The following is an 18,655-nucleotide window of genomic DNA, read 5'->3' on the forward strand; positions in this document are numbered from 1 at the left end:
GCTGATGCATGAATTGGATAAACAATATACCGAAACACCCTTTTACGGTGTCTTGAAAATGACGGAGCATTTGAGATCTCAAGGGCACCAGGTCAATCCGAAGCGAGTGAGACGGTTACTAAGGCAGATGGGGCTGGAAGCGGTATATCCAAAGCCAAGACTAAGTCATGGCAACTCAGAGCATAAGATCTATCCTTATTTACTGAGGAACCTGCAGATCGAGCGATGCAATCAGGTCTGGAGTACGGATATTACCTACATCCGCATGAAGCATGCGCTGAAAATCATGGAAACGGAGCTTAGCGAAGTGGTGATTTTTAGTCCCTGAAAGGCGACAGGGCAATTCGCTGATTCGACGTGTGCTAGCAGCACGCGAGAGGAGCAAGAATTGCATTCCGAATAGCCGTCCAGCCAGTGAGGTAGTAATGACGAAGCGGCTTTTGTGCGTAGTCGTTGCGGACGCAGGGCGTTCAGGGCATCTCCCATCCGCTGCGTAGGTGAACGAATTATGGCGACAGGAGTCCCGGAATTTCGTGAGGTAGCATGGCGCGCCTGGTTTTGTCTATCTGATGGCCATTATTGACTGGCATAGCCAATATGTACTTAATTGGGCGTTAAGTACGACAATGGACGCAGACTTTGCATAGCAGCCCTTAATGAAACACTAAGTTCATCACAGTGTGAAATCTTTAATACGGACCAGGGAAGTCAATTCACAACGAATCGATTTACAGGGTCCTTATTGGAGAAAGGAATCCGTGTTAGCATGAATGGCAGAGGCCGCGCATTGGATAATATTTTTGTTGAACGATTGTGGCGATCAGTCAAGTATGAAAAGGTCTATCTGAATGACTTTCAGGCAGTGAATGAAGCATATTTAGGGCTGAAAGACTATTTTGAATTTTACAATCACAGGCGAATTCATCAGTCCTTGGACTATCGAACGCCAGCGGAGGTTTATTATAAAAAAAACGGTCTATACGTGAGAGTCCCTGCAGGCGGACTCCATGTGGACAAAGCGTGAATTTCCTACGGAACGTGTGGATAAGCTGATGGAAAACGATAAAGCCGTTTCCCACGAACTTACCCGCACTAATTCACCCTTTGACCACATTTCACCGCAGTCGGCAAAGAGTAGTATCAAAACGCCTGCGGCGCAATAATAACAAATTATTAATATAAAAAGGGAAGGGCTATCTTAACTATTTAATAAATTGGTCTGGACAATGGGGAGTATTATAATATTCTGTAATTTTGTATCAGCAGATATTAAAGGCACTTTATTAACTGAAGTTTCCCAATAATTATTTATGGTAAAATTGAAACTATGCTACAACTATATGAAAAAAACAGTCTTTTCATTCGTTTCAAATGCTATTGCCTAAGGGGAATTAAGTAGGGGTTTGCTATAAACATGGCAAAACCACCTAAAATAAACCTCGATACACCAGCATTGTGTGTTTCAGCTACTCAATAATTGGGAAACTTCAGTTTATTAACTATTGCAGTTGATGCGATTAATCGATTAGAGGGGGCTTTATGGATAAATATATTTTCCTGTGACATAGTCGCAATTTTGGGTGTCACTGGCAGCACATTGAGTGACATAGCTTGGGTGATATCATCCATATACTGCCCGGCAGGAACGTCATCTCTTAAGCGCCCCGCTTTGAATAACATCGCTATTTCCCAAAAAGAAATATCAGAACATGCCAGAGACTTTGTTGCTAATGAGTTTTCTACTGCTTGCGCTGCTTTTGAAGATAAGCGATTGGGTGCGTCCTGCCAAAAAATCAAAATATGGGTATCACAAATTGTCAGCATCGGCACTCCACTCGTTGTCTAGTGGCTGCAGAATATCGCCAACTATCATGGTGCCGCGCAGTGCATTCAGCCTTTTTTTTGCTGCATCCACTTGATTAATTTCTGGAATAATTCTGGCAATGGTTTTTCCGTGGCTGGTAATTTGAATTTGTTCGCCATTGCTAACTTTCTTCAAAAATCAGGCAGATGAGCTCTTAAGTCAGTAATTTTAACTTGTAGCATAATGGAGCGTCTTTCTGTACATAAATTATGTACAATTATAAGCAGTGGGTAAGCAATAGCAAATAGTTTAATTTTTTATTTGGCCCTTAAACCCCGTCCCAGTGCCAATTAATGCCGCAATGATATTCTTCTGTATTTCCGAAGAACCAGAAAATAATCTGCTGGCCATGGCATCCTGAACCAGTGTCGTCATTTTACTTTCCGCGATCAAGCCCTCAGCTCCCATGATGTGAGCGGCATCCAGGCTGGATTGTAAAAATGCTTCACTGGCAAATAATTTGGTCTGCGCACTGGCTAGGCTAATACGCTTGCCTGAGTCTTTTAATCTGGCGCATTCATTAACCCAGAGTAAGCAGCTTTCCTGGCGGCACTTCATATCGGCAATTTTATGGCTGATAGCCTGATTAGCACCTAAATGAGCACCATTTACATAACGATGCCTAGAGTGTTGAATTACTTGCTCTAGTTGCCATTGCATAATGCCAATAATCCCAGCGAATATAAACGCTCTTTCTAGCTCGAGAGCATTTTGGATCATCATGCCACCTACACCGGTTTTGCCTAGCTGACGACCGATTGGAATCTGACAGCTGCTTAGGATAATATCGCCCATCGTAGCAGTAGTACAGCCTGCTACATTAGGCTTGTCGGTAAAGTCTGCGCCTGAATCTGTTTGTTTAACCAGGAATGCAGAAAGTTTACCCTCTAGTTTTGCATAGATCAGCAATACATCGGCAATCGGAGTGTTGGTGATAAAGCGCTTATGCCCATTGAGCACAAAGCCTGAGTCTGTTTGTAATGCTATAGTTTCTATAGCATTAACGTCTGAGCCAGCCTGAGGTTCAGTAATGGCATGACCGCCGATCATATCACCCGAGAGTAGTGCAGGGAGCCAGTTTTGTTGCTGCTCTTCTGTGCCATACAATATTAATGGGAAGATTGAGCCCCAGAGATGTGCATTAATGGACAGGATTAAGCCAGTATCCTGGCACTGCTTGCCTAATTGTAAGTGCGCGTTAACCAGTTCCTGAAATCCATCTCCTTGTCCGCCTAGCTGAGCGCTAATGGCATGTTTTAGAAGGTTTTGTTGTGCGCAGAATTGTAAGCGCTGTTTCGATGCGAGAATATTGCTGCTAGGCGGGAGTTGCTGGTATTGGGTCATAAGGGAGTAAGTAGTGCGGACTTTAGTCCGCTAGAGCCTTTAATATAGTCGAGAGCAAAGCACTGAAACTATCGCATAGCTGGCTACGTAACGGTTTCAGCAACGTAGCTATTAGCAAAAACTCAGCCGCTAGAAAGCCACAGTCGTGACCGTGCGAAGTATAACTACCCAGATAATTGTACTTATTATGTCATGTTAACAAGGATATTAAGATTTTCTTAATCCTCTCGCTGGAAATCATGGAAACGGAGCTTAGCGAAGTGGTGATTTTTAGTCCCTGATAGGCGACAGGGCAATTCGCTGATTCGACGTGTGCTAGCAGCGCACGAGAGGAGCAAGAATTGCATTCCGAATAGCCGTTCAGCCAGTGAGGTAGCAATGACGAAGCGGCTTTTGTGCGTAGTCGTTGCGGACGCAGGGCGTTCAGGGCATCTCCCATCCGCTGCGTAGGTGAACGAATTATGGCGACAGGAGTCCCGGAATTTCGTGAGGTAGCATGGCGCGCCTGCTATTGGTGTTTGTAAAAGGGAATAACTTGCTTAATGAAACAATACGAAATTCAACCTCATTTCTTAACCTATCTTCGTGACATATACAGTCAATTTCCCATTATTTCAATGAGTTAAATTTTTCAATCGGCCCCAGTTGGCACTACAGGTTTCATATCAACGATCGTTTTAACTTTTCCAATCGGGTCGGGGTTAATATTCAACGCAGTGTATATTTGTTTTTGTCTGGTTTCTGCTTTGCTTGTGGTTCGCAGGTGAATGATTGTATCGTTATCCGTGGGTAAAGTAATGGTCATGCGTTGCTGGGTCGACATCCTGTTGCGAATGCTTTCCCAGCTTAGATGGGTGTCCTGCAATCTAAGTTGATAACGCAGTACATGTACCAGGTGGTAAGCTAATAATGTGATGAATAGGTGTCCGGTAACCCGCTCTTCTTTTTTGTGATACTCGATGTTCAAGTTTTTGATATTGAGAAGGTAAAACCAGGTATTCTGAGGTTGTTGTAATTTTATCGGTGTAAGCCCATGTTAATGAATGCCCCAGCCACCTTTATCCAGAGCTATATTGACGATTTAAATGATGCGCTCAATCAGCTAAAACCCGGAGCCGCTTTGACACGGATTCAAGCCGTTTGGTTGGGCACTTGTTTAACGGGCATACTGCTAATGAACTCTGTTTGCTGGGCTAAGTTTGAGCGAGCAAGCCTTGGAGATTGCAAAGTAGCCGCATTATCCTGGGTGTTTCGTAAAGCAAGTATACCCTGGGACTGGTTGCTACGGGTGAGTGTGGTCTTAATTTTAAAACGTTATGGCATTACTGAAGGTGTGTTGGCCTTTGATGAATCAGACCGAGCACGATCTAAGTCTACAAAACGTATTTATAACTCGATGTTCAAGTTTTTCCATCCCATTGCCATCAAACTCTTACCTTCACCCAGTAGAACAATACTTTAATGATGCTGTTGGCCCTAAGCGCCCTAAATCTCTGCCAATCATATGTTTTCCTGATGGCAGCAGTTGAAACACATCCTTTATTAATTCACCTAACTCTTTCAGCTTATCACCAGGATCTGGAAACTCTAGCAATGACGTGATGAACTCAAGCAGTACATCCATTTGAGACTTGCGCTGTAAGCTTCCTACGGTATACGCAGGTAGTTTGCTTTCAATGCGGGCTATTTGCTCTGGGTGAAGGAGGAGGCAATGGTCAAACAAAAGACTCAGAATCAGGCCACGGCTTGATCCCTCTTCATCTAATTGTTTGGCCTCACGCCCCCATCCTTCATAAAGCTTCCAGTCCTCAAAGAAAACCTCAATCAGCCATCTCAACGTATAGGCTTGAATAATATCTTGTGTGCGCCAAGTCAGGTCTGTCGCCACTAAATAGCGATAGTCGTTTTCACCGTCATATTTTAAGGCAATGACAAAGCGTTTTTTACTGTGTGAACTCACCTTTAATCGTGCACTGCTGACAGTCACTTTAATCTCTTTTCCGCCACGTACACGTATTATCTGATCAATGCCTTTGTTAATCGAATTAAAGTAGCTCTCGACTGACCTTATTCTACCTCTATATTCAATATTTTGGTTTTTACGTAATTGGCTAATCACCTGCGAGCCTCCAGATTCTTTAGCGGCTTCGTCCATAAAGGCTTTTTCACCATACAGCGCATCAGCCAGTACGCCTTTAATTTTAATCAGGCTATGCGCAACTTTAAACTCTTTTAATAAGCCTAATGCAATCTCTGTTTTGGTCGGGTAGGCACTGTCACGTTCAGGCTTAATAGGCCGATCTTTTTTTGCTATACCGCTCTTTTTCAACCGTTTATCTTCTTTATCCCACTGCTTTAAGGCTGGATCCGGCATATAAAAGAAAAAACCGACAGGCACTGTAATGGATGAGGTAACTAGCAGCAATAATACTATCGTTTGTCCATTAACATACCCGCCGGAGCCTTTGTGTTTCTGCTTGTAAACCTTATAAATACGTTTTGTAGACTTAGATCGTGCTCGGTCTGATTCATCAAAGGCCAACACACCTTCAGTAATGCCATAACGTTTTAAAATTAAGACCACACTCACCCGTAGCAACCAGTCCCAGGGTATACTTGCTTTACGAAACACCCAGGATAATGCGGCTACTTTGCAATCTCCAAGGCTTGCTCGCTCAAACTTAGCCCAGCAAACAGAGTTCATTAGCAGTATGCACGTTAAACAAGTGCCCAACCAAGCGGCTTGAATCCGTGTCAAAGCGGCTCCGGGTTTTAGCTGATTGAGCGCATCATTTAAATCGTCAATATAGCTTTGGATAAAGGTGGCTGGGGCATTCATTAACATGGGCTTACACCGATAAAATTACAACAACCTCAGAATACCTGATTTTACCTTCTCAATATCAAAAACTTGAACATCGAGTTTTAAGAATAGCTAAAAATTCTTGAGGCAGCCCAGCTTCTTTTAAAAGTCTAAGTGACTTTGGTTTTATCTCATAAGCCAATGATTCTCGGTATTGAAAACTCCCTCCTTCGAGTTCGATCGTACCAAACATTTTCAACCCTTTTCGAATCCCTGATGTTTTCACTGTGGGTTGCTCTCCTATTGGAGCCCAGGTTCGTGCCAATGAACCCCACATAGCAAATGACACCTCATCACCGAATAAAACGACACTCTTTTCTTCCAGCCACGTTTTTCTTTCAAGCTCGTACTTTTCTTCTTCTTGGCGATCAGTCACAAAACGAGCTTTTTGATAACTGAAGCCCAGTTTTTTCATTAGGCTTGATAAATAGTTCAAGTTATAACGAACTTCAAATTTTAACCAAATAAGCTCGGCAATCATCGCAGTATTCCATATTCCACAATGAAATCCATTGTCTTCTGGGCCTTTCTTTATCAACTCAACCAATCTATTTTTCTGGTCTTTAGTTAACTTTGACTTCCGACCACGTCCTTGATAGTGTTGCCCTATTAACCAACCGACACCTTTATGCATGAATGTTTTCAGCCAATTTATAATGGTTTTTTCACAGACTCCCATTAGGCGTGCTATTTCTTTGATTCCCATGCATTCACTGAACCAGAGTAGAGCTTGAGTTAATCGATATAAACGAATATTACTTAGCTTGAGAGCTGTCGCCATATTTTTTTTAGTCGGTCTACAATTGACTTTGAAAAAGTGAGGGATACCATTTTTGACTGTTTCCGTTAGTGTTGGGACGAAAATTATAAGCCAGTTTCCCCTCTGTCGTTTTTGTTTGTTCGGAAATTAATTTTCTGAAAGTCTATATGTATACAAACACATTAAATAACGAGTATAATTAATAGATTAATATTCTTTCGGCTGTAGGTGGCGGAAAGAGATAAGCATTGCATAGGCAGTGCTTTTTATTTTATATCTCCGAGAAAAGATTGTATGCCTGTAATTACCTTGCCTGATGGCTCTAAACGTGAATTTGATAACGCTGTGACTGTAATGGACGTCGCGCAGTCTATCGGTTCCGGTTTAGCAAAAGCGACTTTGGCAGGGCGCGTTAATGGCGTTTTAGTTGATGCGAGCACTGTTATTGATAATGATGCCGGACTACAAATTATTACCGCTAAAGATGATGAAGGTGTTCAGGTTATTCGTCATTCCACAGCGCATTTACTTGCTCAGGCAGTAAAAAGAATATTTCCGGAAGCGCAGGTAACGATTGGCCCGGTTATAGAAAATGGCTTTTATTATGACTTTTCTTATGCGCGTCCTTTTACACCTGAAGACATCAAGAAAATAGAAAAGGAAATGCAGCGTCTAGTAGCTAGTAACCTGGAAATTACCAGGTCTGTAGTTTCGCGAGATGAAGCAGTTAAGTTTTTTCGTGATTTAGGCGAAAATTATAAGGCTGAAATTATCGAGTCTATTCCTAGTAATGAAGATTTGTCGTTGTATACGCAGGGTGATTTCACTGATCTTTGTCGCGGGCCGCATGTGCCTAACACCAGTAAGTTAAAAGCCTTTAAACTAATGAAAATTGCCGGTGCCTATTGGCGTGGTAATTCAGATAATGAAATGTTGCAGCGTATCTATGGGACAGCATGGAGTGACAAGAAGGAACTAAAAGATTATTTATACCGACTTGAAGAAGCGGAAAAGCGGGATCACCGCAAGCTGGCTAAAACTTTAAACCTATTCCATACCCAGGAAGAAGCGCCAGGCATGGTATTCTGGCATGAAAAAGGCTGGACTATTTACCAGCAGGTAGAGCATTATATTCGCGAGAAATTGCGCACTCATGGCTATGGAGAAGTAAGGACACCGCAACTTGTAGATCGTAGCTTATGGGAAAAATCAGGGCACTGGGATAAGTTCGGTGACATGATTTTTACTACGCATTCTGAACATCGAGATTATGCGATTAAGCCGATGAACTGCCCATGCCATGTGCAGATTTATAACCAGGGCTTAAAGAGCTATAAAGATTTACCACTACGAATGGCAGAATTTGGTTCATGTCATCGTAATGAGCCTTCTGGTACTTTGCATGGCTTAATGCGTGTGCGCAACTTTGTACAAGATGACGCACATATATTCTGTGCTGAAAATCAGATACAGGAAGAAGTGTCGACTTTTATAGGCTTATTATTTGAAGTCTATAAAGATTTTGGCTTTGAAGATGTGTTGATTAAATTATCTACGCGCCCTGACAAGCGCGTGGGTGCAGATGAAGTCTGGGATAAAGCTGAAAATTCTTTAGAATTAGCTCTGAATAATAAAGGCCTGGACTGGGAGTTGCAGCCGGGTGAAGGAGCATTCTATGGGCCAAAGATCGAATTTTCATTGAAAGACTGCCTGGAACGTGTTTGGCAGTGCGGCACGATTCAGGTTGATTTCTCTATGCCGGGGCGCCTGGATGCTAGTTTTATTGCCGAAGATGGTTCTAAACAAGTACCCGTGATGTTGCACCGGGCTATATTAGGTTCACTGGAGCGCTTTATCGGTATTTTGATAGAGCAACATGCGGGTACCATGCCTTTGTGGCTATCTCCAGATCAAGTTGTAGTATTAAATATTGCCAGCCGCCACGATAAATATGCGCAAAAAGTTTATGCTGAATTGGAAAAACAAGGCTTTAGAGCAAAAATTGACTTGAGAAATGAGAAGATAGGCTTTAAAATTCGCGAGCATTCTATGCAACGAGTCACTTATCTTGTCATTATTGGTGATAAAGAGTTGGACGAGCAAACTGTGACGGTAAGATCGCAGAAAGGCGATGACTTGGGTAGTGTTTCAGTGGCTGATTTTATCCAGCGACTGCAGCAAGAGATAGAACTGAAAAAGTAATTTAGTAACTGGAGGAATAGGGTATCGCTTCTAAAAAAGATGCAACACGTTTAAATGATGCAATTACTGCAAGACGTGTTAGATTGTCAGGTTTACCTGAAGGGGAAGGTGGCATTATGTCACTGGCGGATGCAAAGCGTTTAGCTTCTGATGCTAATATGGATTTAGTTGAAGTTTCACCTAACGCAGATCCTCCAGTTTGTAAAATTATGGACTACGGAAAATTTTTATTCGACCAGAATAAAAAGATTACCATGGCCAAGAAAAAGCAAAAGCAGATTCAGGTTAAGGAAATTAAGTTCAGGCCAGGTACAGACATTGGTGATTACAATGTCAAACTGCGTAATTTGATCAAATTTTTAGGCGAAGGAAATAAGACCAAGATTACCGTGCGTTTTCGAGGTAGAGAAATGGCGCATAGGGAAATAGGCATGAACTTGCTAAAGCGGGTGGAAAAAGACCTTGAAGAATTAGCGACTGTAGAGCAATTTCCTAAAATGGAAGGCCGCCAGATGGTGATGGTGTTAGGGCCTAAAAAGAAAAAATAGACTATCTATCAACGTAGGTTGGGTTAGGTTTTTGAGCCTAGCGAAAAAATGTAACTCGACAATATGCTTCGCGTGGAGATGCAAAGTCTATTTTAAAATGCTGAGTTACGTTATCGCGCTACGTTTGATAAGCTAACCCAGCCTACAAGATATTCAATAAAACAAAATTTTGCTACTGTAGGAATGGTAGTGTTATCAATTCAGTCGGGCCAGTGCATTTTGCCTTGCTGGGTTTTTATATCAGGGACGTGTTATTTTTATATTATATCGGAGAAAATAAATGCCAAAAATGAAAAGCCATAGTGGTGCTGCAAAACGCTTTAAGCGTAACGCAAGCGGCGGTTTTAAATGTGGGGCGTCACATCGTCGTCACATATTGACTAAAAAATCGACTAAAAGAAAAAGACAGTTGCGCAAAGCGGCTACTCTTCATCAATCAGATGTGCGCATGACTGCGCGTATGTTACCGTACAGCTAATCTAGGAGAAGAGAATGGCCAGAGTAAAACGCGGCGTAACTGCCAGAGCACGACATAAGAAAATTTTAAAGCAGGCAAAAGGATATTACGGCGCTCGTAGTCGTGTATATCGCGTTGCCAAACAAGCGGTAATTAAGGCAGGTCAATATGCCTACCGTGACCGTAAAGCAAAAAAACGTACTTTTCGTGCCTTATGGATTGTACGTATCAATGCGGCAGCAAGATTGTGTGATATATCTTACAGTCGTTTGATTAATGGTTTAACCAAAGCAAATGTTGCAATCGACCGTAAAGTACTAGCTGATATCGCAGTACGCGATATGGATGCTTTTGCTGAAATTGCAAAAATTGCAAAAGCAAACCAGAGCCCACTATAAAGAATAACTTTTGTTATTCCTTTAGGGAAGGTTAGAAAAAGGGCTGAAAAGCCCTTTTTTTTGCTAAGGAATGTGCATGAAATAAAGGGGATATAGGTATGGATTCTTTCGTGCCTGCTTATAAGTCTTTACACAATAAAGATTTTGAGGCGATAAGTTCTAATTATTTCGTGCATATTTTCACCTTCTTACTATCACCTAAATATAAATGAAAGAGCCGTGTCAGCGACCCTCGAAGAAATTCTAGCACAAGCTTTACAAGAGCTTGCAGCAGCTAATGATTTACAGGCATTAGATCAAATCCGTGTGCAATATCTGGGTAAAAAAGGTGCATTCACCTTGCAAATGAAGCAGCTCGGAAAATTAGATCCAGACCAGAGACGTACTGCGGGGCAGTCGATCAATACGGTTAAAGCCAATTTTCAACAAACACTTGAACAGCGCAAAAGCGCTTTACAGCAAGCGGAGCTTGATGCCCGTCTGGCAAGTGAAACCATTGATGTGACTCTTCCAGGTAGAGGTCAGTCTGTTGCTGGATTGCACCCAGTCACACTGACTTTAAGACGTATTGCAAAGATATTTGCCAGTGTCGGCTTTAAAGTAGAAGAAGGGCCGGAAATTGAAGATGATTATCACAATTTTGCGGCGCTGAATATTCCCTCGCATCACCCTGCGCGGGCAATGCACGATACCTTTTATTTTGATGCACATACCTTATTAAGAACACATACTTCACCGGTACAAGTACGTGCTATGGAAAAGTATCAGCCGCCTCTGAAAGTGATTGCACCGGGTCGGGTTTATCGCTGTGATTCAGATGTCACGCATACGCCTATGTTTCATCAGGTAGAGGGCTTTCTAGTCGATGAAAATGTCAGCTTTGCTGATTTAAAAGGTGTGGTCTATGAATTTTTAAGAGCCTTCTTTGAAAAAGACATACAGGTTCGTTTCAGGCCTTCTTATTTTCCATTTACCGAGCCTTCTGCTGAAGTGGATATCGAATGTGTAATGTGTGATGGTAACGGCTGTCGCGTCTGTAGTCATACCGGCTGGCTGGAAGTCATGGGTTGCGGCATGATTCACCCTGAAGTGTTTAAGTCAGTGAATATCGATACTGAGGAATTTACTGGCTTTGCATTTGGTATGGGAGTCGAGCGACTCGCTATGTTGCGTTATGGCATCAATGATTTAAGACTGTTTTTTGAAAATGATCTTAAATTTCTTGAGCAATTTAATTAAGGGAGAGGGCGATAATGCAATTTAGTGAAGCTTGGTTAAGAGAATTAGTAAATCCTGCACTAGACACACAAGCACTGGTTGAGCAAATTACCATGGCAGGTCTGGAGGTAGACTCGGTTAATCCTGCGGCAGCTGATTTTAGTGGTGTTGTCGTTGGACAGGTCGTATCAGTTGTTGCGCATCCAGATGCGGATAAATTACGAATTTGCAAAGTAGAAGTGGGTGAAAGTGAACCTCTGCAAATCGTCTGTGGCGCAAGCAATGTGGGTGAAGGTTTAAAAATACCAGCGGCATTAATTGGTGCAGTCTTGCCGGGTGATTTTAAAGTTAAAAAATCAAAATTACGCGGCGAGTTGTCCTTTGGCATGCTTTGTTCAGAAAAAGAACTAGGTCTTGCAGCAGATGCTGATGGTTTGATGGAATTAGCTGAAGATGCGCCAGTAGGTACTGATATCCGTGACTACTTAGCGCTGAATGATCAGATAATTGAGGTTGATCTAACACCGAATAGAGCAGACTGCTTAAGTGTTGAAGGTGTGGCCAGGGAAGTGGCGCTATTGAATGATATGCAGTTTATCGTGCCTGCAGTGGAAGCTGTTGCGGTTGAGCATCAAGAGACACTCAGTGTTAAAGTCAGTGCGCCGGAAGCATGTCCACGTTATTTAGGCCGCTTGATTAAAGGTGTTAACCCTACGGCTGAACCCCCCGTATGGATGCAGGAGCGCTTGCGCCGTTCTGGCTTGAGAAGTCTAGGACCTGTAGTGGATGTCACTAATTATGTGCTGCTGGAAATGGGGCAGCCTTTGCATGCTTTTGATGCAGCGAAATTATCTGGTGGTATTGAAGTGCGCATGGCGCATGCTGATGAAACCTTGAATTTATTAAATGATCAGGAAATTAAAGCGAATACTGCAACGCTGGTGATTGCCGATGCTGATAAAGCACTGGCTTTGGCGGGCGTTATGGGTGGTAGCGAATCGGCTGTTTCCGATAGCACTAAAGATATATTCCTGGGGTGTGCATTTTTTAACCCCAGCTTTATGATGGGTAAAGCACGTTATTACGGCCTGCATACGGATTCTTCGCATCGCTTTGAGCGTGGTGTCGATGCCGAGTTGCAAATCAGGGCAATCGAACGTGCTACCCGGTTAGTCATCGAAATAGCTGGTGGAAGTGCAGGCGTAATAACAGCAGCCGTAGCTGAAGAGTATCTGCCGCAGCGTCCAGCGGTGACCTTGCGAGAGCAAAGAATCAAACGTATTTTAGGTGTAGCTCTGGCTGCAGCGGAAGTTGAAGGTATATTGCAGCGCCTGGGAATGGCTGTTGTAAAAGATGCCGAAGGCTGGCAGGTAACGCCACCTGGCTTTCGCTTTGATATCGGCATAGAAGCTGACTTAATCGAAGAGTTAGGTCGAGTGTTTGGTTATAATAATTTACCGCAAAGCAGCTTGTTAATGCGCTCAGCTTTAAGTCAGGCTCCTGAAGCCGTTCTGGAAATAGACCAGATAAAAGACTTACTGGTAGGCCGTGATTATCAGGAAGCCATTACCTACAGCTTTGTGGATGAAGAACTGCAAAAAATGCTGGTACCGGATGATACCTATATAAAATTACAGAATCCGATTTCATCGGAACTGGCTGTAATGCGCACCACACTATGGTGCGGTCTGTTACAAGCTGCGGCTTATAATACCAAGCGGCAACATACTCGAGTGCGTTTATTTGAAGCAGGTCAGCGGTTTTTAGGTACCGATGTAGCACAACAAGAAAAAATGCTGGCTGGTATTGCGCAGGGCACAGCAATCCCTGAACAATGGGGAGAAAAAGCGCGTAAAGTTGATTTCTACGATGTTAAAGCAGATGTAGAAGCAATCTGCGCATTAACCGGAAAAGAAGTGCAATTTATCGCAGCTAAACATAGTGCTTTGCATCCCGGGCAAAGTGCAGAAATTAAGACTAAAGACGGACAGTCTTTAGGCTCGGTAGGCATGTTGCACCCGACACTGGAAAAACAGCTAGGCTTTGATAATAATGTTTTTTTATTCGAGCTATCTCAGGCAGTATTATTAGAAAAAAATGTACCTGCTTTTAATAGCTTATCTAAATTCCCATCAGTGCGTCGTGATTTAGCACTATTATTAGAAGAGCAAGTGTCTTTTCAGCAAGTTAAAAGCTGCATCGATGACTGCCAGGAAAAATTAATTCAGGAGGTCAAGGTATTTGATATATACCGTGGACAGGGCGTAGAGCAAGGGTATAAAAGTATTGCGCTAGCATTAATTATGCAAGATGCAACACAAACTCTTACAGATTCTGAAATTGATGCTATAGTTAACAGGGTGTTAGACGCTTTATCTAACAAATTAAGTGCAAAATTGAGAGATTAGAATAAATGGCAGTAACTAAAGCAGATTTCGCTGAAAAATTATTTGATGAAATTGGTCTAAATAAGCGCGAAGCGAAAGAAATGGTTGAGCTTTTTTTTGAAGAAATTAAGAATTCATTAGAGCATGGAGAGCAGGTAAAAATCTCAGGCTTTGGAAAGTTTGAATTAAGAGATAAAAATAGTCGCCCAGGAAGAAACCCCAAGACAGGTGAAGAGATCCCTATATCAGCACGCAGGGTCGTCACCTTTAGAACCGGACAGAAGTTAAAAACGCGAGTAGAAGCCTATGTTGGAGCCAAGTAATAATAACGAATTACCCGCCATCCCTGCAAAACGCTATTTTGCAATTGGAGAAGTCAGTGACTTATGTGGGGTCAAGCCTCATGTCTTAAGATACTGGGAACAGGAATTTGAGCAGCTAGAACCTGTAAAACGACGCGGTAACAGGCGTTACTATCAACGTAATGATGTCATGTTAATTCGCCAGATCAGAGCACTGCTATATGAGCAAGGTTATACAATAGGTGGCGCCAGAGCTCATCTGCAGAGCGATAATGCAAAAGATGATTCGGGTCGCACCAAGCAGGTGATTCACCAAATGATTGGTGAGCTAGAAGATATTCTGGAAATCCTGAAATAAACATTGCTAAGCCGAGTAGTTGCTATATACTACACCGGCTTATCTATATGGCTAGCACTCGTTAGTCATTCTAAAATAGTTAAAAGTTCAATATGTCGGGGCGTAGCGCAGTTTGGTAGCGCACCATACTGGGGGTGTGGGGGTCGTGGGTTCGAATCCCGCCGTCCCGACCAATTGAATCAAAGATTCATATAAACTGAAGTTTCCCAATTATTGAGTAGCTGAAATACACAATGCTGGTGTATCGAGGTTTATTTTAGGTGGTTTTGCCATGTTTATAGCAAACCCCTACTTAATTCCCCCGCTGAAAATCATGGAAACGGAGCTTAGCTAAGTGGTGATTTTTAGTCCCTGATAGGCGACAGGGCAATTCGCTGATTCGACGTGTGCTAGCAGCACGCGAGAGGAGCAAGAATTGCATTCCGAATAGCCGTCCAGCCAGTGAGGTAGTAATAACGAAGCGGCTTTTGTGCGTAGTCGTTGCGGACGCAGGGCGTTCAGGGTATCTCCCATCCGCTGCGTAGGTGAACGAATTATGGCGACAGGAGTCCCGGAATTTCGTGAGGCAGAATGGCGCGCCTGTTAGGCAATAGCATTTGAAACGAATGAAAAGACTATTTTTTTCATATAGTTGTAGCATAGTTTCAATTTTACCATAAATAATTATTGGGAAACTTCAGCATATAAAAATTGCAAGTTGTTTATACCTTAAAATAGTATTAGCTGAAAAAACCAATTGGATAGGGTGCTTAAAAACCACTTTCTAATCTATCGATAATCCCTGCATTATGAAAATCCTGCTCTTGTTTTTTATCACCTTTACTGTCAGTGCAACTGAATATGGTAATGCTACCGTTAGTGAAGTCAGGACTATTTATGATGGCGATTCGTTTCGTGCTGATATTAATGACTGGGCTGATATTATCGGTAAGAGCGTGCCTATTCGTATTTTAGGAGTTGATACGCCTGAAATGCGCGGTAAATGTGAGCAAGAGAAGTTTATTGCCCGCCAGGCCAAACAGCATGCCGTTGCATTATTACGCGCAGGCAGAGTGATTGAATTAACTAATATCCAGCGTGGTAAATACTTTAGAATTCTGGCCAATGTAATTATTGATGGTGAAAGCTTAGGAGATAGCCTGCTTTCTAATGGACTAGCCAGGGCTTATGACGGCGGAAAGCGTGCCGGATGGTGTTGAATTGTATTGATCCTGCTAATTTGACTGTTGCAACACAGTTTTGATAGTGTGGCAAACGATTAAACACTAGCTCGAAGGTGGTTCGATCTCGCCTAGTGAGCCAAATATAACAGGGGCTGTAGAGAAATCTAAGGCCTTTTTGTATGCCCATCGCGCTCGTAAAAATGGCATAATCATTGCACCTGAACCAGTATTCCAAAGGAGCTTCTGTAGGCTACTGTTCATAGCCCGACCTTGCCCCATATCATCAGTGTTCCCATTGAAAGAAGAAGTACCTAAACAAAGCAGCCTATAACCTACCTGAAGGTAGCACCACTCGAATATTTCCATCTTTTTGATTTTAATCACTTATAACAGCAAATAGACACTCTGTAGGCACCGTAAAAAACAACAAATAATTTCAAATAAAGCTTGCATTTGCCGAAAAAATTTTTCTAAAAATTTCCGTTTTAATCACCTCATAAACGGATATCACCCATGCTTAAAGATCTACCACTCTCTGAACATATTCACCAACACTGCAATGAAAGTATGGAACGTGCCCTGTTAGCAGAGCGTCATCCGCTGAAAATCATGGAAACGGAGCTTAGCGAAGTGGTGATTTTTAGTCCCTGATACTCGATGTTCAAGTTTTTCCATCCCATTGCCATCAAACTCTCACCTTCACCCAGCAGAACAATACGTTAACCCATCTTCGTCACTATTGATGATGTAGTTGTTATAAATCAATTGGTTGAAATTTTAAAAAGTAGCCAGTTGGCACTACCGCTGTCAGCCCCGGACCGGCTGATAGTCTCCAGAAGGCGCAGGGAAATTTGCCAATCCGAAGTGCGCGATAGCGCGCGAGGGAGGCTAAAATTTTATCCCGAATAGCCGTAGAGCCATTTGTGGTAGCCATGACTGAGCTGCTTTGTGCTCAGTCTGTGGCGGACGCAGGGCGGCTGGAGCATCTCCTATTCGCTGCGTAGGTGAACGAATTACGGCGACAGGAGTCCCGGAATTTCGTGAGGTAGCATGGCGCGCCTGAGATTTTGTGTTTTTGTATAAAACGTTGGATTTTTTAGAGTATTTTTGTCGCATGTAAATTACACTCAAATAATGATGATTTTTTTGACAAAAGTCAATGAATTTATCGACAAAAATAATATAAATGGCACTACAAAACTTTCAAAAAAAACACCATTGATTTTAAAGAGAATTTTTCGACAAAAAATCGCTTAAACCGATGAATCAATGGCTTAGAAAGATGAAAGTGACGAAGATGGGTTAGCGAAGTGGTGATTTTTAGTCCCTGATACTCGATGTTCAAGTTTTTCCATCCCATTGCCATCAAACTCTTACCTTCACCCAGTAGAACAATACTTTAATGATGCTGTTGGCCCTAAGCGCCCTAAATCTCTGCCAATCATATTTTTTCCTGATGGCATCAGTTGAAACACATCCTTTATTAATTCACCTAACTCTTTCAGCTTATCACCAGGATCTGGAAACTCTAGCAATGACGTGATGAACTCAAGCAGTACATCTATTTGAGACTTGCGCTGTAAGCTTCCTACGGTATACGCAGGTAGTTTGCTTTCAATGCGGGCTATTTGCTCTGGGTGAAGGAGAAGGCAATGGTCAAACAAAAGACTCAGAATCAGGCCACGGCTTGATCCCTCTTCATCTAATTGTTTGGCCTCACGCCCCCATCCTTCATAAAGCTTCCAGTCCTCAAAGAAAACCTCAATCAGCCATCTCAACGTATAGGCTTGAATAATATCTTGTGTGCGCCAAGTCAGGTCTGTCGCCACTAAATAGCGATAGTCGTTTTCACCGTCATATTTTAAGGCAATGACAAAGCGTTTTTTACTGTGAGAACTCACCTTTAATCGTGCACTGCTGACAGTCACTTTAATCTCTTTGCCGCCACGTACACGTATTATCTGATCAATGCCTTTGTTAATCGAATTAAAGTAGCTCTCGACTGACCTTATTCTACCTCTATATTCAATATTTTGGTTTTTACGTAATTGGCTAATCACCTGCGAGCCTCCAGATTCTTTAGCGGCTTCGTCCATAAAGGCTTTTCACCATACAGCGCATCAGCCAGTACGCCTTTAATTTTAATCAGGCTATGCGCAACTTTAAACTCTTTTAATAAGCCTAATGCAATCTCTGTTTTGGTCGGGTAGGCACTGTCACGTTCAGGCTTAATAGGCCGATCTTTTTTTGCTATACCGCTCTTTTTCAACCGTTTATCTTCTTTATCCCACTGCTTTAAGGCTGGATCCGGCATATAAAAGAAAAAACCGACAGGCACTGTAATGGATGAGGTAACTAGCAGCAATAATACTATCGTTTGTCCATTAACATACCCGCCGGAGCCTTTGTGTTTCTGCTTGTAAACCTTATAAATACGTTTTGTAGACTTAGATCGTGCTCGGTCTGATTCATCAAAGGCCAACACACCTTCAGTAATGCCATAACGTTTTAAAATTAAGACCACACTCACCCGTAGCAACCAGTCCCAGGGTATACTTGCTTTACGAAACACCCAGGATAATGCGGCTACTTTGCAATCTCCAAGGCTTGCTCGCTCAAACTTAGCCCAGCAAACAGAGTTCATTAGCAGTATGCACGTTAAACAAGTGCCCAACCAAGCGGCTTGAATCCGTGTCAAAGCGGCTCCGGGTTTTAGCTGATTGAGCGCATCATTTAAATCGTCAATATAGCTTTGGATAAAGGTGGCTGGGGCATTCATTAACATGGGCTT

The 18,655-nt window shown here is 42.6% G+C and carries 24 protein-coding genes, 1 tRNA gene and 3 pseudogenes; 16 read left to right on the forward strand and 12 right to left on the reverse strand.

From position 1 onward, the window contains the following. Positions 1-55 precede the first annotated feature (55 nt). From K6984_RS36055 to K6984_RS30765, 3 genes and pseudogenes are all read left to right on the forward strand, one after another. Positions 56-320, forward strand: a pseudogene (locus K6984_RS36055) (IS3 family transposase); the annotation flags it as partial. A gap of 122 nt (positions 321-442) precedes the next feature. Continuing rightward, positions 443-583: a hypothetical protein gene (locus K6984_RS07605; protein WP_221894975.1), complete on the forward strand. Its 141-nt coding sequence runs from the start codon at positions 443-445 to the stop codon at positions 581-583. After that, positions 555-1,024 (forward strand): annotated as a pseudogene (locus K6984_RS30765) (transposase); the annotation flags it as partial. The gene K6984_RS07605 and the pseudogene K6984_RS30765, both read left to right, overlap by 29 nt. Before the next feature lie 446 nt (positions 1,025-1,470). On the opposite strand, the gene K6984_RS07615 reads toward K6984_RS30765, so the two are convergent. From K6984_RS07615 to K6984_RS07630, 4 genes are all read right to left on the reverse strand, one after another. Continuing rightward, a complete protein-coding gene (locus tag K6984_RS07615; RefSeq protein ID WP_221894977.1) occupies positions 1,471-1,824 on the reverse strand; it encodes a type II toxin-antitoxin system VapC family toxin in 354 nt (117 codons plus the stop codon). Further along, entirely contained in the window at positions 1,808-1,999 is a 192-nt protein-coding gene (locus K6984_RS07620; protein ID WP_230987976.1) for a type II toxin-antitoxin system Phd/YefM family antitoxin, read from the reverse strand. Before K6984_RS07620 ends, K6984_RS07615 begins: the two co-directional genes overlap by 17 nt. A 114-nt stretch (positions 2,000-2,113) precedes the next feature. Next, complete coding sequence (locus K6984_RS07625) at positions 2,114-3,208, reverse strand: acyl-CoA dehydrogenase family protein (RefSeq protein WP_221894978.1); 1,095 nt, start codon at positions 3,206-3,208, stop codon at positions 2,114-2,116. Positions 3,209-3,398: 190 nt separating this feature from the next. Continuing rightward, positions 3,399-3,647 (reverse strand): hypothetical protein, encoded by a 249-nt coding sequence (locus K6984_RS07630; protein ID WP_221894979.1) that lies wholly within the window; start codon positions 3,645-3,647, stop codon positions 3,399-3,401. Between K6984_RS07630 and K6984_RS32885 the strand changes: the two genes are divergently transcribed. Then, positions 3,604-3,732 carry a hypothetical protein gene (locus tag K6984_RS32885; protein ID WP_263458678.1) on the forward strand — a complete coding sequence of 43 codons (129 nt, stop codon included), beginning with the start codon at positions 3,604-3,606 and terminating at the stop codon, positions 3,730-3,732. The genes K6984_RS07630 and K6984_RS32885 overlap by 44 nt on opposite strands. Before the next feature lie 107 nt (positions 3,733-3,839). On the opposite strand, the pseudogene K6984_RS07635 reads toward K6984_RS32885, so the two are convergent. Continuing rightward, positions 3,840-4,169, reverse strand: a pseudogene (locus K6984_RS07635) (IS1634 family transposase); the annotation flags it as partial. A 72-nt stretch (positions 4,170-4,241) separates the two neighbouring features. Here K6984_RS07635 and K6984_RS07640 point away from each other — a divergent pair. Then, positions 4,242-4,670, forward strand: a complete 429-nt coding sequence (locus tag K6984_RS07640; protein ID WP_221894981.1) for a hypothetical protein — start codon at positions 4,242-4,244, stop codon at positions 4,668-4,670. Here K6984_RS07640 and K6984_RS07645 read toward each other — a convergent pair. Continuing rightward, on the reverse strand, positions 4,647-6,053 hold the full coding sequence (locus tag K6984_RS07645; protein WP_221894982.1) for a transposase: 1,407 nt from the start codon (positions 6,051-6,053) through the stop codon (positions 4,647-4,649). The two genes, K6984_RS07640 and K6984_RS07645, sit on opposite strands and share 24 nt — an antisense overlap. A 58-nt stretch (positions 6,054-6,111) precedes the next feature. After that, positions 6,112-6,852, reverse strand: a complete 741-nt coding sequence (locus tag K6984_RS07650; RefSeq protein ID WP_221894983.1) for an IS630 family transposase — start codon at positions 6,850-6,852, stop codon at positions 6,112-6,114. 273 nt (positions 6,853-7,125) lie between these two features. Between K6984_RS07650 and thrS the strand changes: the two genes are divergently transcribed. The 9 genes from thrS to K6984_RS07695 all read left to right on the forward strand — a co-directional run bounded on the left by thrS (position 7,126) and on the right by K6984_RS07695 (position 14,874). Continuing rightward, positions 7,126-9,033, forward strand: a complete 1,908-nt coding sequence (gene thrS, locus K6984_RS07655; protein WP_221895142.1) for a threonine--tRNA ligase — start codon at positions 7,126-7,128, stop codon at positions 9,031-9,033. 23 nt (positions 9,034-9,056) lie between these two features. Then, positions 9,057-9,581 (forward strand): translation initiation factor IF-3, encoded by a 525-nt coding sequence (gene infC / locus K6984_RS07660; protein WP_221895143.1) that lies wholly within the window; start codon positions 9,057-9,059, stop codon positions 9,579-9,581. A gap of 280 nt (positions 9,582-9,861) precedes the next feature. After that, positions 9,862-10,059, forward strand: coding sequence for a 50S ribosomal protein L35 (gene rpmI, locus K6984_RS07665; protein WP_221894984.1), 198 nt, complete (start codon positions 9,862-9,864; stop codon positions 10,057-10,059). Positions 10,060-10,073: 14 nt separating this feature from the next. Then, positions 10,074-10,436: a 50S ribosomal protein L20 gene (gene rplT, locus K6984_RS07670; RefSeq protein ID WP_221894985.1), complete on the forward strand. Its 363-nt coding sequence runs from the start codon at positions 10,074-10,076 to the stop codon at positions 10,434-10,436. A 219-nt stretch (positions 10,437-10,655) separates the two neighbouring features. Next, a complete protein-coding gene (gene pheS, locus K6984_RS07675) occupies positions 10,656-11,675 on the forward strand; it encodes a phenylalanine--tRNA ligase subunit alpha (RefSeq protein ID WP_221894986.1) in 1,020 nt (339 codons plus the stop codon). A 14-nt stretch (positions 11,676-11,689) separates the two neighbouring features. Further along, positions 11,690-14,062, forward strand: coding sequence for a phenylalanine--tRNA ligase subunit beta (pheT, locus tag K6984_RS07680; RefSeq protein ID WP_221894987.1), 2,373 nt, complete (start codon positions 11,690-11,692; stop codon positions 14,060-14,062). A 5-nt stretch (positions 14,063-14,067) separates the two neighbouring features. Further along, positions 14,068-14,364: an integration host factor subunit alpha gene (gene ihfA / locus K6984_RS07685; protein ID WP_221894988.1), complete on the forward strand. Its 297-nt coding sequence runs from the start codon at positions 14,068-14,070 to the stop codon at positions 14,362-14,364. Beyond that, positions 14,348-14,701, forward strand: a complete 354-nt coding sequence (locus tag K6984_RS07690; RefSeq protein ID WP_221894989.1) for a MerR family transcriptional regulator — start codon at positions 14,348-14,350, stop codon at positions 14,699-14,701. Before ihfA ends, K6984_RS07690 begins: the two co-directional genes overlap by 17 nt. A 96-nt stretch (positions 14,702-14,797) precedes the next feature. After that, positions 14,798-14,874 (forward strand) — tRNA-Pro (locus K6984_RS07695). A gap of 157 nt (positions 14,875-15,031) precedes the next feature. Here K6984_RS07695 and K6984_RS07700 read toward each other — a convergent pair. After that, the gene (locus K6984_RS07700; protein WP_221894990.1) at positions 15,032-15,214 is read right to left on the reverse strand and encodes a hypothetical protein; all 183 of its coding nucleotides are present in this window, start codon (positions 15,212-15,214) and stop codon (positions 15,032-15,034) included. A gap of 275 nt (positions 15,215-15,489) precedes the next feature. Here K6984_RS07700 and K6984_RS07705 point away from each other — a divergent pair, with 275 nt between their 5' ends. Together K6984_RS07705 and K6984_RS07710 are read left to right on the forward strand one after the other, a co-directional pair. Continuing rightward, positions 15,490-15,900, forward strand: coding sequence for a thermonuclease family protein (locus K6984_RS07705; RefSeq protein ID WP_221894991.1), 411 nt, complete (start codon positions 15,490-15,492; stop codon positions 15,898-15,900). Between the two features lie 477 nt (positions 15,901-16,377). After that, positions 16,378-16,515: a hypothetical protein gene (locus tag K6984_RS07710; RefSeq protein ID WP_221894992.1), complete on the forward strand. Its 138-nt coding sequence runs from the start codon at positions 16,378-16,380 to the stop codon at positions 16,513-16,515. A gap of 103 nt (positions 16,516-16,618) precedes the next feature. Here K6984_RS07710 and K6984_RS07715 read toward each other — a convergent pair whose 3' ends face one another. The 4 genes from K6984_RS07715 to K6984_RS30780 all read right to left on the reverse strand — a co-directional run bounded on the left by K6984_RS07715 (position 16,619) and on the right by K6984_RS30780 (position 18,649). Beyond that, positions 16,619-16,798, reverse strand: a complete 180-nt coding sequence (locus K6984_RS07715; RefSeq protein WP_221894993.1) for a hypothetical protein — start codon at positions 16,796-16,798, stop codon at positions 16,619-16,621. A 258-nt stretch (positions 16,799-17,056) separates the two neighbouring features. Beyond that, on the reverse strand, positions 17,057-17,233 hold the full coding sequence (locus K6984_RS07720) for a hypothetical protein (protein ID WP_221894994.1): 177 nt from the start codon (positions 17,231-17,233) through the stop codon (positions 17,057-17,059). Positions 17,234-17,243: 10 nt separating this feature from the next. Continuing rightward, positions 17,244-17,960 (reverse strand): hypothetical protein, encoded by a 717-nt coding sequence (locus K6984_RS30775; protein ID WP_230987978.1) that lies wholly within the window; start codon positions 17,958-17,960, stop codon positions 17,244-17,246. Beyond that, on the reverse strand, positions 17,921-18,649 hold the full coding sequence (locus tag K6984_RS30780) for a transposase (protein ID WP_230987979.1): 729 nt from the start codon (positions 18,647-18,649) through the stop codon (positions 17,921-17,923). The genes K6984_RS30775 and K6984_RS30780 overlap by 40 nt, the downstream gene beginning before the upstream one ends. Positions 18,650-18,655 lie beyond the last annotated feature (6 nt).

Source organism: Bathymodiolus japonicus methanotrophic gill symbiont (assembly GCF_019721995.1).
In the GTDB taxonomy this organism is placed as follows: domain Bacteria; phylum Pseudomonadota; class Gammaproteobacteria; order Methylococcales; family Methylomonadaceae; genus Methyloprofundus.